The sequence below is a fragment of the Amycolatopsis thailandensis genome, from assembly GCF_042723255.1.
In the GTDB taxonomy this organism is placed as follows: Bacteria; Actinomycetota; Actinomycetes; order Mycobacteriales; family Pseudonocardiaceae; genus Amycolatopsis; species Amycolatopsis thailandensis.
In genome coordinates this window covers 1-13,493 of sequence record NZ_JBHXJK010000033.1, presented here as the reverse complement: position 1 = coordinate 13,493, position 13,493 = coordinate 1, and the positions used below count along the sequence as shown (strand labels likewise).

Annotated in this window: 10 protein-coding genes; 6 read left to right on the top strand and 4 right to left on the bottom strand. The window is 66.9% G+C overall.

Annotation, left to right across the window (positions count from 1 at the left end; all coding sequences use genetic code 11):
* Window positions 1-47: 47 nt before the first annotated feature.
* Window positions 48-1,712: a DUF6531 domain-containing protein gene (locus ACFWMR_RS15645; RefSeq protein ID WP_378378854.1), complete on the top strand. Its 1,665-nt coding sequence runs from the start codon at window positions 48-50 to the stop codon at window positions 1,710-1,712.
* A gap of 15 nt (window positions 1,713-1,727) precedes the next feature.
* Window positions 1,728-3,092 carry an RHS repeat protein gene (locus tag ACFWMR_RS15640; RefSeq protein ID WP_378378853.1) on the top strand — a complete coding sequence of 455 codons (1,365 nt, stop codon included), beginning with the start codon at window positions 1,728-1,730 and terminating at the stop codon, window positions 3,090-3,092.
* A 452-nt stretch (window positions 3,093-3,544) separates the two neighbouring features.
* On the opposite strand, the gene ACFWMR_RS15635 is transcribed toward ACFWMR_RS15640, so the two are convergent.
* Window positions 3,545-4,258 (bottom strand): hypothetical protein, encoded by a 714-nt coding sequence (locus tag ACFWMR_RS15635; RefSeq protein ID WP_378378852.1) that lies wholly within the window; start codon window positions 4,256-4,258, stop codon window positions 3,545-3,547.
* A 188-nt stretch (window positions 4,259-4,446) separates the two neighbouring features.
* Window positions 4,447-4,587: a hypothetical protein gene (locus ACFWMR_RS15630; protein ID WP_378378851.1), complete on the bottom strand. Its 141-nt coding sequence runs from the start codon at window positions 4,585-4,587 to the stop codon at window positions 4,447-4,449.
* Window positions 4,588-4,636: 49 nt separating this feature from the next.
* Here ACFWMR_RS15630 and ACFWMR_RS15625 point away from each other — a divergent pair, with 49 nt between their 5' ends.
* Complete coding sequence (locus ACFWMR_RS15625) at window positions 4,637-4,969, top strand: integrase core domain-containing protein (protein ID WP_378378850.1); 333 nt, start codon at window positions 4,637-4,639, stop codon at window positions 4,967-4,969.
* Between the two features lie 181 nt (window positions 4,970-5,150).
* On the opposite strand, the gene ACFWMR_RS15620 is transcribed toward ACFWMR_RS15625, so the two are convergent.
* The gene (locus ACFWMR_RS15620; RefSeq protein ID WP_378378849.1) at window positions 5,151-5,933 is read right to left on the bottom strand and encodes a winged helix-turn-helix transcriptional regulator; all 783 of its coding nucleotides are present in this window, start codon (window positions 5,931-5,933) and stop codon (window positions 5,151-5,153) included.
* A gap of 187 nt (window positions 5,934-6,120) precedes the next feature.
* Between ACFWMR_RS15620 and ACFWMR_RS15615 the strand changes: the two genes are divergently transcribed.
* Entirely contained in the window at window positions 6,121-6,927 is an 807-nt protein-coding gene (locus tag ACFWMR_RS15615) for an alpha/beta fold hydrolase (RefSeq protein WP_378378886.1), read from the top strand.
* Window positions 6,928-7,112: 185 nt separating this feature from the next.
* Here the strand turns inward: ACFWMR_RS15615 and ACFWMR_RS15610 are convergent, their stop codons facing one another.
* A complete protein-coding gene (locus ACFWMR_RS15610; RefSeq protein WP_378378848.1) occupies window positions 7,113-9,932 on the bottom strand; it encodes an ATP-binding protein in 2,820 nt (939 codons plus the stop codon).
* A 238-nt stretch (window positions 9,933-10,170) separates the two neighbouring features.
* Here ACFWMR_RS15610 and ACFWMR_RS15605 point away from each other — a divergent pair, with 238 nt between their 5' ends.
* Window positions 10,171-12,132, top strand: coding sequence for a S8 family peptidase (locus ACFWMR_RS15605; protein ID WP_378378847.1), 1,962 nt, complete (start codon window positions 10,171-10,173; stop codon window positions 12,130-12,132).
* Window positions 12,133-12,496: 364 nt separating this feature from the next.
* A complete protein-coding gene (locus ACFWMR_RS15600; RefSeq protein WP_378378846.1) occupies window positions 12,497-13,156 on the top strand; it encodes a S1 family peptidase in 660 nt (219 codons plus the stop codon).
* The last annotated feature ends 337 nt before the right edge of the window (window positions 13,157-13,493 follow it).

The window sequence follows — 13,493 nt, the reverse complement described above, 5'->3', positions numbered from 1 at the left end:
GATCGAGATGTCTTCACCGATGGCGGCTGCGCGGATTCTTCGCGGTCGTGAGCGCGGTCGTCCTGGCGGTGAGCGGAACCGCCGTCCCCGCGAACGCGGTCACGCCGAAGCCACCGCGGCCGGTCGCGAATCAGGCATGGCACCCCGGGACCGAAGTCGACCGGACACCTGATGGCGGCTCGCCACCGTCGAGCGGCTGGACCCCTCATGGGTCACGGCCGCGAACCGAGGCACAGGCGGCGGGCTTGGCCTCCTGCGGCGACCGGACCGGGATCCGGCCGTTCCATCCGCTGGAGCGGTTCAAGGTCAGCGACCGGATGGAGATCCTCGTCAATCTTTCCAGCGGGAACCTGGTGGTCACCCAGGACGACTTCACCCTCAAGGGCACCGGTCTGGACCTCGCGATCAGCCATGTCTACAACAACCTGGTGCCGAATCGGGGCTCCTTCGGGCTCGGCACGACGATGTCGGTCGGGGCGGACGTCGGCCTGGAGCTCTCCGGCAGCGACGTGATCCTGCACGGCCCCAGCAATTACTGCGCGACCTATGTGCCGAAACCCGGCGGTGGGTACACCACCCCGAACGGGATGAACGCCCAGCTGCGCAAGGAAAGCGACGGGACCTTCACGCTGATCTTCGACTCCTCGGAGGAGAAGTGGCGGTTCACCGCCCAGGGCTGGCTGACCTCACAGGCCGACCGCAACGGCAACGCCAACGGCTACAGCTACCATCCCAACGGGACGCTCGCGTCGATCACGGACTCGCAGGGACGGGTCACCACGGTGGCGAGCGACCCCCAAGGCCTGGTGAAACGGATCATCGACCCGACCGGCGCCGACGTCGGAACCTACGAGTACAACGGACAGGGCCAGCTGACGTCCTTTGTGGACCGTAACGGGCACACGGTCACCCTCGGCTGGGACGCGGCCTCCAACCTGGTGTCGATCACCGATCCGTCCGGCAACGTCTGCCGCTTCGCCTACGACGGCACCGACCGGGTCACCAAGGTTACGGTTCCCCACAGCGCCAAGGCCTTGGACACGACCTTCGACTACCAGAGTGGCCGGACCGTGACGCGGGACCCGAAGGGCAACCCCACCACCTACCATTTCGACGGCGAGGGCCGCCAGGTCAAGGCCGTCGACGCGCTCGGCCACGAACAGTCACGGTCCTGGAGCGCCAACAGTGACGTCCAGTCCACGACCGACAGCATGGGCAACAGCGGCAAGCGCCTCTACGACCCGCTCAACAACCTCGTCGGCACCGAACTGCCGACCGGCGCGAAGAACACCATCGGCTACACCGATGCCGCGCACACCCACTCCCCCACGTCCCTGAAGGACCCGGCAGGGCGGGAACTCGTCCGTGAGTACGACTCGCCCGGCAACCTGACGAAGATCCGGTCGACCGGCGGGCTGACCGCCGATCTGGACATACGCACCTACAACTATCCCCGAGGGACACTCGCCACGGCCAAGGACGGCAACGGCAACGTCACGAGCTACGGATACGACGCGGCGGGAAACCTGACATCGGTGGCGGAACCCGCGCCGAGGGGAGTCACTCGCTACCAGTACGACGCTCTCTCGCGGATCGTGCAGGTCACCGACGGCCGAGGCCGCAAGATCGGCTACGACTACGACAAGTTCGACCGCGTCGTGCGGGTCACCGACGACTCCGACGGCGACAAGACCTTGCTCGAGATCTGGTAAGACCACCAGGGCAACGTGATCTGGAAGATCGCGCCGACCTGGAACATCTACTACTCCTGGGACCGCTATCCGGTGGGCAACCAGGTCAAGACCGCCGAGCGGACCGAGGGAACCGGCAACGAGCACGTCACCTACGACTACGACGAAGCGGGCAACATCGACAACGTGTGGACCAGCGAAACCGGCCAGCCGCTGCTGTTCTACTACGACGCCGCGAACCGCCTCGTCAAGATGACCGATCCCGGTGTCCAGGACACCACGTTCACCTACGACGACGCCGACCGCCGCACCTCGATCCAGTGGCCGGGAGCGGGCACCCAGACGATCACCTACGACAACTCCGGCCGCCAGACCGGGATCACGGTGAAGAACACCGCGAACACCGAAACGTTCAAAGCCACGTACGGCTACACCACCTCCGGCGGCGCGGACAGTGACCAGCTGCAATCGAAGACGATCGCGGGAGTCACCACACCGTACAGCTACGATCCGCTACGGCGGATGACCCAGGCCGGCCCGGAAACGTTCGGCTACGACCTGGCGAACAACCTGACGAACCTGGCGGGAACCGCCTTCACCGTCGACGCGGCCGACCAGTTCACCCAGGCCGGGAGTTCCGTCAACGGCTTCGACGGCGCGGGCAACCTCACCAGCCGGACCAATCCCGGTGAGACCTACGACTACAGCCCGACCAACCAGCTCGTGCGGGCCACCTCCGGCGGCACAGAGACCTACCGAGCCGCCTACGACGGCCTCGACCAGACCCAGCCGCGGTCCATCACCGAGCAGGTCGGCACGACCACCAGCACACACGTCTTCGGGCAGACAGCCCTCGGCGCGATGTGGGTCAAGGAGAACGGCTCCACCACCACCTACAGCCGAGATCCCCGAGGCACCGTGATCACGGTCCGGACCGGTACCGGCGCGCGCCACAACGCCATCACCGACTACCAGGGCACGATCCTCGGCCTGGTCGACACTTCCGGCACCGTCACCGCCAACTACACCTACACCCCCTACGGCGCCTCGACCTCGAGCGGCACCGCCGCGTCCGCGAACAAGCTGCGCTACCTCGGGCAATACCAGACACAGCGAGGCGACCTCCTGCTCGGCTATCGGAACTACAAGCCCGACTGGGGGCGCTTCACCCAGCCGGACCCCACGCGTCAGGAGCGAAACGACTACAACTACGCGACCTGCGACCCGATCAACAACAGCGACGCCTCCGGCGCGCTGTCGATCAAGACCATCGCCAAGACGGTGTGGGGCGGCATCAAGAAGCTCAAAGCCCCCGTCTGCTACGTCAACCGAGCCCTGGAAGACACCGACGATTCACTCAAGGACGAGTTCAAAGACCTGACCGAATGCTTCCTGAATTAGCGTTCCCGTGTTCGAGTGGCCGTCCGCCGATCGGAACACCGGCGGGCGGCCCCACCACGAATTCTCGATCCCCGCGACCGCCAATGCCCCAGCTAGGACGACTGCGATGGCCACGACGATGGCGGCGTAGGCAGCCCAGCGTTTGCGCCCTCAACGCCGCACCAGCACTACGGTCCTCGCATTCCATGGCAGCTTGCTGTTGCCCCTGTCTAGTGTCCCAGCCGCCGGTCTCTCCTCTGCGTGTCGGCCAGGAACCTCGGAGCGCACACCGACACCGCTTGACTTGAAACCGAGATATCGAGTTGCACAAGGCCGCTGAAACTGATGTCGGAGGCTGGCCTTACCGGAGATGTCGACGACTTGCTTTGCCGCCGGCGGCAGCGTCCTCCTGGCAGATCAATCGCAGAAAGCTTGTTGGATCGCAAGAAGGACCCGCGTACCGTCCCTTGCGGCTACCTCGGCGGGGCGTCCGTATCTGTCGTTCTCACCTTGACGAACTCAGCGAGATCTGTCCCGATAGTCCAGAGCTGGTCGAAGCGGTTCTGATGGAACTGCACGAGCTTAGGAGCATCCTCCCGGATACCTCCGATCTGTTGGTCAGTGGGACCGGAGAACGCCATGAACATCGTGTCGTCGTCGATCAGACAGACACTCATCGGTTCCACCGTCTGGTTCCTAGTATCTATGACCCGGACGTTGTACCGCGGATTTCGCTCGACCTCGCCCACCTGGGCGACACACCAGTCTGCCATCGCATCACTGGATATACCGATTATACGCCGGACATTTCCCTTGTTCCGAGCAAAGTTGATCACCTCGCGGAAATACTTACGCGACTCAGCGCTCGACAGCGCCGTTGGCGGCACATGTCGGAAGTACGTCACGCGGACCTCGCGCTTCGCTCCATGGACAGCGTCCTGCGCCGAACTGTAGAACTCTTCGTTGGTCGCGAAGAATACTTCTTCCGGCCCGCCGTTCTGAACCTCGATGCGCAGGTCACGGATCTGCTTGAGCACGAAAAAGACCGCTGCGAACATCGCTGCAGTGAGGCCCTCATCAAGGACAGGGAACAGGTCTTTGAAGAAGGCGAGCAGGAAGCAGACAAGCAGGAAGATAGAGAGCGCCAACTCCTCCCACCTGTCCGACTTGGCGCGGGGCTTGATCAAGTCTTCCTCCCGAGGGCGCAAGCGACGACCGATACCACGGAGACAGTCAATTCGATCTTGATTCTTGTTACGCCACGCTACGTATCGTCACCCAGCTGTGCGTCCGCACCGCATACTTCGCGACCGAACAAGCCGTTCGCAGCCCGGAGACAGCGGCGTGCTTCGCGCGACCGGGCCGTGTACGGAGTTCAGTCGTGGCGGGGGTTTCGCGCCATTTCTGCCGTCGTTTCGGCGATCTTCCACTCCAAGCTCGGTTCGTCGGAGAGCAAGGCGAGAATCTCGTCAGTACTCAGCTTCAGCAGCGTCCCATTGACCTGCGCCGCCAGCACGGGCTGATACCTCTGCACGCGAGGAAGCAAAGCTTCCCCGAGCCACACCTTGCGTTGCTTCGACGAGGCGGAACGGGTCCTCGACCTCGATGATCTCCGCGCCGACCGGGGCTGGATGGATGTCATCGACGCCGACGACTTCGTCATCGGCGAAGCGCCCGCACCGGTCGCGGTGGTCACCGACAACGGGCCGTGCTTCCGCGGGACCGTGTTCGCGGAGGCGTTCACCGGCGACGGCAACGCGTTGGCCGTCGAGATCACCTGCTTTCGCCACACCTACAACACGTTGCGACCGCACCAAGCCCTCAACGACCGGACGCCGCAGCAGGTGTACCTCACCAGCCGGAGAGCCAGTAGCCACCCGGTCCGGTCGTCCCGTTAGGGGATGGGCTACTGCGACAAGCCGATCGTGCTCGGTCGTGGACCAGTGCCAGACATTGAGCTGCGGGTCGCTATCCAAGTGGTGCGTCGTCGTCTCGGCGATGAGTTCCGCGAGCCCGCGGAGTCTGAACTGTCGGCCGGCGTAACCTCGCCACCGATGTCCGGGGTCCGCGGACTGCCGCTCACCCCCGACGACTTCTTGCGCTGACGGCGAGATCCGGGTGTTCGGCGTTCGGTGACTCAGGGCTGGGTGAAACGGGGCCCGGCGACACGGGATCCGGCGGCCCGGGGTCCTGTGGCGCCGGATACCGCACGGCTGCGGGAAAGCAGCGCAGCAGTGCGGCGAGCCGCGCGGTATCGCCCGCCACCTCGGTGTCTGCCCGCTCGACGGCGTCGTGCAGCGCCGCACCGGCGAACACCAGATCGCGCAATGTCGCCGCCTCCGGCACGGTCAGCCACGCTTCGGGTTCGGCGTGCTCACCGCGGTCCAACTCAAGGCGCCCGCCCGCAACGGTGATGCGGAACCGATCGCCCGCGACGTCCAGCTGGCAGCGCAGTGACAGCTCACCCGCCAGTGCCGGATCGAAGGTCGCGCGCAGGGCGAACAGCAGCGCGTCGACGCTCAGTTCCGCCGCGCCGTCCTCGGGCAGCGGTGCGCGGCTGCCCCAGTGGGCGAGCGCGCGGAGCACGGGCTCCAGTTCCTGCCCGCGCTCCGTGAGTTCATACACGGCGGCGGGCGCAGGCGGTCCCAGGCGCCTTCGCCGCACCAAGCCGTCGGCTTCGAGCTCGCGCAACCGCTGCGCGAGGACGTTCTGGCTCATCTGCGGCAGCCCGCGGTGCAGGTCGGAGTAGCGCTTCGGGCCGAAGACCAGCTCCCGCACTACGAGCAACGCCCACCGCTCGCCGACCGCATTCAGCGCTCGCGCGATGCCGCAGGGATCGTCGAACAGCCGCTTCTTGCTCATGCACCCGATTGTACTTGCACAACAGGTGTGAGTGCTCCTAAATTAGGAGTGTGAATCTGTGGCCTTCGTCGACGGCACCGTCATCGGCTACACACGGCACGGCGACGGGGCCCCCGGGTGGTCCTTGGTCGACATGCTCCGACGGTGACGACCACGCATCGAGAAATGGGGAGAAGCAGTGAACGAGATGACACTTCGTGTGACGTCCGCCGACGGTACGAGGATCGCCTACGACCGGAAAGGCACTGGCCCGGCGGTGATCCTCGTCGGCGGCACCCTGGACGACGGCGCTGAGAACGCGCCTCTGGCCCGGCTCCTTGCCAACCATTTCACGGTCTACAACTACGCACGACGCGGCCGGGGCGACAGCGGCAATACACCGCCGTACGCCGTGGCGCGGGAGGTGGAAGACCTCGACGCGCTGATTGCGACAGCCGGCGGCCCGGCTCACGTGTACGGCGCCTCATCTGGCGGCGCCCTCGCACTGGAGGCAGCGGCGGCAGGTTCGGCGATCGACAAGATCGCGGTGTGGGATGTGCCGTACGTGATCGGGGACGACCTGTGGCCGAGGTTCAACCAGTACATCGCGGACACCCACGAGGCATACAAAGCCGGCCGGGACGAGGAGCTCCTGGAACTGTTCATGAGGCTTACCGGCGGACCCGACGCGGACATCGCGGCTGGCAAACAGCACCCGCTCTGGGCCTCGTCCGTCGCGCTCGCCCACACGCTCGTCAAGGACGCCATGGTCCTCAATGACTACAAGATCCCCACAAACCGACTTGCCCGCATCACTCAGTCGGTCCTGGTGACCACCGAGGGCCCGACCACCCAGCCCCAGTTCGCAGGCCTCCCGACCGACTTCTTCAACCGCGCCGCGAAAGCGATAATTGCTGCCGTCCCCCAGACCGAACGACACACGCTCGACGGGCAGGGACACGTCGTCGCCCCCGAACTCATGGCCCGTGTACTGAAGACGTTCTTCAACCAGTAACCCGTCGACTGATCAGGTCGCGCCCGTGGGTCGCTGATCGTTCCGGCGTCGATCTCGACCCGCGTGCCTGGTGGCAGGCCCTCCATCCGCGGTTCGCGACACGGCGCACTGTGATCTCCCAGCGATCCCGCCGCGATCCACCGCGTGGCGGTGATGCCGCCCCTTCCGGCCCGTTCGGCAGGCGGTCAGGGATGAGAGGTGGTCATCCAGGGTGAGTGGAGGAGATCACGGCGGGAGGTGGCCCCGGTTTTGCGGAGTGCGCGGGCGACGTGTTGTTCGACGGTGCGGATGGAGAGCCCGAGACAGTGGGCGATCTGGGCGTTGGTGTGGCCGTCCCCGGCGAGGGCGGCGACTTCGGCTTCGCGGGGTGAGAGGTCTGATCCGTAGCCGGGGCGGCCGCGTTTGCGAGGTGTCCTGCTTGTCAGCAGGTCCTGGCAGCGACGGTAGGCGGGAGTGGCGCCCAGTGTGCCGTAGATGCCGGCGGCGGTGGCGAGGTCGTCGGTGTCCTGGTGGAGGACGTTGTGGGTGTAGCGGTCCCGCAGGACGTGGGTGGCGGCGAGCCAGTGCGGCCGCGGCAGTTCGGTGAAGCGGACCAGGGCCTGGTCGTAGGCGCCGAGCACAATTGTGGCCGGGCGTTGGGTGAGGTCATCGGTCATGGCCTGGGCCAGAGCCAGCCCGGCGCTGGCGGCCGGGGCGTCGATGTCCTCGAGGTCGGCGGTGGCGGTGTCGAGCAACTGCCGCAGTTCCTCGGTGCGTCCCGCGCAGGGAAGCAGCTCGGCGGCGACGGGGAGGATGTCGCCGGCCCAGACCCACATTCCGGTGTCGGTGATGACACCGAGGGCGGCGTCGAGGTGGCGCATGGCGGTGGTTTTGGCGCCGCGGCGGTAGTAGTGGTGGGCCAGCAGCGCGGCGGCGGTGGCGCTGATCGGGGGTGCGGCCGGGGTGCCGGGATGTGCGGCGCTGATGTCGGTGAGATGCGCGAAGGCGGTGGCCGTGTCGCCGTGTTCGAAGGCCAGGGCTCCGGCGACGAGGCGGCATTCGGACTCGACCGAGGGAAGGGTGGCGTAACGCGCGATCAGGGTCTCGGCGTTGTCGCGGACATGGGTCCGGCTACCGCGCAGCCAGTCCAGCAGCACACTGGCGACATGCAGTTGTTCGGTGAGGTAGGCGGCGCCGAGCTGCCGGGACCACAGGTGACCGCGGGCGAGGTAGTCGCGGGCGGCGGTGTAGCGGCCGAGCCAGCTGGCGCAATCGGTGAGGTTGAGGCAGCCGCGTAGCCGTTGCCGGGCGAGTCCGGGATCGTCGGTGTCCTCGATGAGGAATTCGGACGCGTCCCAGGCTTGGGGTGAACCGGTGCTCATGAGCGTGGTCAGTTTGTTGACGTGGATGGTCTCGGCGGTGAGCGGGTCCGGCCGGCGGGCGGAATCGAGCAGACCTGTTTCGACTCGGTCCAGCCAGGCACGGTGGGTGCTGATGTGGCGTCGGCCGGTGTAAGGGATGGCCAGGGAGGACATGACCTTCAGGGCGAGGGTGGGATTGCTGTGTTCGAGTTCGCCGGCGGCGCGTTCGAGTTCGCGGTATCCGGTGTCGTGGTCGCCCGCCTGGCTGAGCAGAAGGATGCCCAGGTTGTTCCGGAGTTCGCCGCGGACGGCGTCCGGGAGGGGAACCTCGGTGAGGAGCTCGCGGACGGTGACCACGATCTGTTCGGTGTCCAGGCCGTCGAAGGCGGCCCGGCTGAGTGTCATCGCCAACTCGACGCGGTCTTCGGTGGTGAGTTCAGCACGGCGCAGCACGTCGCGCAGCAACTGCACGGCGGTGCTCCAGTCACCGGCTTTGACCGCGGCCTCCGCGCTGTGTTCGCTGTGAGCGCGCCAGCGGTCGTGGTCGCCCGCGTGGAACAGGTGGTGAGCGACGCGGACAGGATCGTCCGGCCAGAGGGTCGCGGCGGTGCGGTGGAGCCGCCGCCTGGCGGAAACGGGTGTCGTGCCGTGGACGGCTTGCCGAGCCAGTTCGCGGTGGCAGCCGAACCGGTTCGGCCTTAGCTCGCGCAGGATCCCGGCGGTGAGCGCCGAGGTCAGGGCCGCGCTGACCGCGGCCTCGTTCAGCCCCGACAACGTCCGCAGCTCGGCTTCGCTGGCGCCGTCGTCGCAGACGGCGGCGGCATGCACCACGCAACGGAGATCCCGGCTCTGCTGTCGCAACGGTTCCAGGTAGGCGTCTCGTAGGGCCGCGGGAAGGTCCGGGCTTTCTCCAGGGGTTCCCGCGCGGGTATCGCGGGCCAGGGCGGTGATCGCGAGGGGTATGCCCTCGGTCAGCGTCAGCCGCGCGCACATACCTGCCGGCAAGGGGCCGCGCCGGCGGAGTCGTGCCGCCAAGGCCGTGGTGTCGGCGTCGTCGAGCGGCTCGAGCAGGGTGTGTTCCACGGGGAAGCCGGGGGTGGCCAGGTGTGCGAGCCCGGGGGCGTTCTCGTGCGGGCGATAGGTCAGCATCATCGCCAGGTTGCCGGGTGGGCGGCGCGCGACGTACTGGAGAAACGCGCGGGTGCCGGGGTCGGCGTGATGCACGTCGTCCAGGAGCAGGACCACGGGCCCCGAGGCCGAGAACAGGACGCGCAGCGCTCGCAGGCGGCGGGCGAGGTCGGCGCGGGGGTCGGGCAGGGGCGGGAGCGAGGGCGGCAGCCTGTCGGCGAGTTCGGGAAGCGACGGCACCAGAGCGCCGAGCACAGGATCTCCCCGGAGGGGGATGAGCTCTGGGGAGTCCAGTACGGCCTCGAGCATCGGCTGGAGGGGGCCGCATCCCGGCGTGCAACGGCCGGTCACCATCCTGCGCCTCAGGCTCATGGCCGAGGTCCGGATCCGGTGCACGAGATGGGTTTTCCCGATACCGAGTTCCCCCTCGACCACCACGAGGGCCGGGGCGTGCTCGAGGAGCGCCAGAATCCTGTCCTCGACCTGCCGGCGCCCCACGGAGAGCACCGTGTTCGCCGCCGCACTCCCCGTGGTCATCGGCACACCATAAGCACGGCCCCGGTGGAGAACAACCCGCAGAAAGTCCGGTCGGCCACCTTCTTTCAGCAGTTCCCGCAGCGTCGTCTTCCTGCTGGTCACGAGGCAAGTGGCGTCGACTTTTGTGCGTGCCGGAACAGACTTTTCGTGCGTGTCAGCACGGATTGAAACCGCTGTCCGAACTGAGGATTGTCGTGGTCTCAGAGGAACGGACGTTTCCTCGAGGAGGTTCCCCGCCATGACACGAACCCGGCTTTGTCTCGGGACGAGAACCGCAGCCGCGCTCGCGGCCGCAGTCGCGGTCGCCACCCTGTCGGCCCAGGGATCGTCGGCGACGCCGCTGTCCGGCACACAGGTCGCCGACAGCGTCCGCGCTTACCTGGTGCTGACCGGTCCCGGCAATACCGACGCCGTCGCGAAGGCGGTCGCCGCCAACGGCGGGAAGGTGCAGAACACGTTCGCCCAGATCGGTGTCGTTCTCGCGCATTCGGGAGCCGACGACTTCGCGGCCAAGATGCGCAAGGTGACCGGGGTGCACAAGGTCGGTGACACCCGGGGCGGTTACGACGTGCCCCCGGAAGGCACGCGATCCGCGCGCACAGAACAGAATTCGACCGCGCGCCGCTACCTCGAACCCCAGCTGGGTTCGGCGATCACGGCGCCCGCGGAGCCTGTCGACTGGAACATGCAACAAATGGGCGCGGACAAGGCCTGGGCGATCAACCCCGGCAGCCGGACCGTCACCGTCGGCATCCTCGACACCGGCGTGCAGGGCACCCACGAAGATCTTCGGGACAACTTCGACGCCGCGAACTCGGTGTCCTGCCTCTACGGCAAGACCAATACCACGCCCGGCGCGTGGGAACCCGACCCCGGAGCGCCCGCGGCCGGGCACGGCACCTCCGTCGCCGGGATCGTCGCGGCCGCGAAGAACGGCAAGGGCGTGGTCGGTGTCGCCCCGAACGTGCGGATCGCGGCGGTCAAGGTGATGGAACCGTCGGGGAACATGTTCCCGGAGAACGTGGTCTGCGGCCTGCTGTGGTCGGCGGAGCACGGTTTCAAGGTCACCAACAACAGCTACTACGTCGACCCGGTCATGTTCAACAGCCCTGACGACCCCGACCAGGCAGCGGTGATCGAAGGAGTCCAGCGCGCCGTGGACTACGCCCGCGGCAAGGGCAGTGTCACCGTCGCCGCGGCGGGCAACTACTCCACCGACCTCGACACCCAGGCCGGTCTGTTCCTGCCCGGCGACCTGCCCAACGCCATCTCGGTCACCGCGGACACCGTCGACAAGAAACTGGCCTCGTACTCCAATTACGGCCTCGATTCCGTCGAGCTGACCGCGCCCGGCGGCGAAGGCTCAGCGATGATCAACACCACCGCGCTGGGCGGCGGGTACACCACGTTCAACGGGACGTCCGCGTCGTCGCCGCACGCCGCCGGGGTCGTCGCCCTTCTCGCGTCCGCGCACCCACAGGCGACCCCCGACCAGCTGCGCACGATGCTGCTCACGCAGGCCATCGACACCCCCTGCCCGGCCGGCGACAGCCGCTGCACCGGCACCACGGCGAGGAACTCCCACTTCGGCGAAGGCATCGCCAACGCACTGGCCGCCGTCTCCAACGGAGGCCCTGGACCAGGACCCGACCCGGAAACGCCCGTCTACACCTCGGACTTCGAGGACCCCGCGGCCTGGACGATCAACCCCGGTGGCACGGACACCGCGACCTCCGGCCGGTACGAGGTGGCCGCGCCGTCGGCCACCAGCTACAACGCGCTGACCATGCAGCGCGGGGACGCCACCAGCGGCACGCGCACCCTGGTCACCGGTGCCGCGGCGGGAGCGGCGGTGGGTGACAACGACCTCGACGGCGGCGTCACGAGCGCGCTGTCCGGCCCGGTCCAGCTGCCCGCCACCGGCACGCTGTCGCTCAAGCTGTCCTGGTACCTCGGCTACCTGTCCAATTCCGCCGGCGCGGACTACCTCCGTGTCCGGGCCATCACCTCCGACGGCGCCACTGTCCTGCTCGACAAGAAGTCCGGCTCCACCGACACCGCGGCACAGTGGTCCACCGCGACCGCCGACCTGACCGCGCTGGCGGGCAAGACGATCCGGATCTCCGTCGAGGCCGCCGACGCGGCAGGCGGCAGCCTGATCGAAGCCGGCGTGGACGACATCCGCATCACCCGTCGCTGAGGCACCCTGCACCAGCACACCTCGCCACGCCCTTCCACCAAGGACAGTGAGACGATTTGTTGCGGCCACGAAAGAAACATTTCTGATTGCGCAAGATGTACGCGTCGACCGTTTTTTTCCGGGCAAGCAGTTCACACAGTGGCCGTCTCCAACGACTGACACGTTCTCTCGCACCGTCTCTGTCCACATCGGACTTCTCCCTTCTTCAGTCGCTATAAACAGGAACATCCACCTGTCCAGCATAAGAAATCCGACGTCGGATCCGACCGGGTGACCCCCGGCGATCCCGCTGCGGCCATGAAAGAGCGATCCGCTGATCCCCTTTACTTTTCGTTTCCCTACTTCCCCGCATTGGAGAAAATTCATGCGCATCCGAGGTCTCCTCACCGCGCTGCTGTGCGCCGCCGGTCTCGCCGCGGTCACCCCGGCCGCCGGCGCTGCCCCCATCATCGACGGCGGATACGCCCGGTCCGCCCCGTGGGCCGCCATGATCGAACGGAACAGCCAGCAGTGGTGCTCCGGTTCGATCATCAGTGCCGGCTGGGTACTCACCGCCAAACACTGCATCGACCACCCCGGTTCGAGCTACTCGGTCCGGGTGGGCAATGTCGACCATCAGGCCGGAACCTACGCCGGGGTGAGCACCATCTACACGCCCTACAGCGGTGCCGACATCGCGCTGCTGAAGCTCGACCGCTCGGTCACCACGACCTACGCCTCGCTCGGCACGTCCGTCGCCACCGGTGACACCGAGTACGTCTACGGCTGGGGCTACACCAGCAATAACAGCAACGTTCTCGAGCGTTACCTGAAGGTCGCCCGGATGTCGGTGACCAGTGTCGGGAATGGACTCATCGGCGCATACCGGGGCGACGGCGTGACCGCCGGCGGCGACTCGGGCGGACCGGTCTTCGTCGGCGGAAAGCAGGTCGCCGTACACATCGCCGGCGACGCCAAGGCCAACTCCACGCACACCAGCATCTCCGCGAACCGTACCTGGATCCGAAACACCTCGGGCGTCTGAGCCGAACCGGTCCGCGAGCGGAGTTGCCGGCCGCTCCCGGACCGGTATCACCGCGCGCAGGTCGTCGCTGTCGACCGTGATGTTGGCGGCTGCGCGTGCTGTGGTCGAGGCGTTGAACGCCTACTTGAGGACAGGGCTCGGATTGGTCGGCGGACCGGTCGCGGCCGAGTGTCCACGTGGGACGCTTAGCGGGGATTAAGTGTCCGATTTATGCTTTTATTGGCTTTTCTGTGTGGGTTCGTGAGTGATAAAGAGGGGTAAGGCAAAGGTGTCTTGCTGGATGTGATGTCCGTGAAGGCCTCCTTGAGGGACCCTGGGTCCCTCAAGGAGGCCTTCA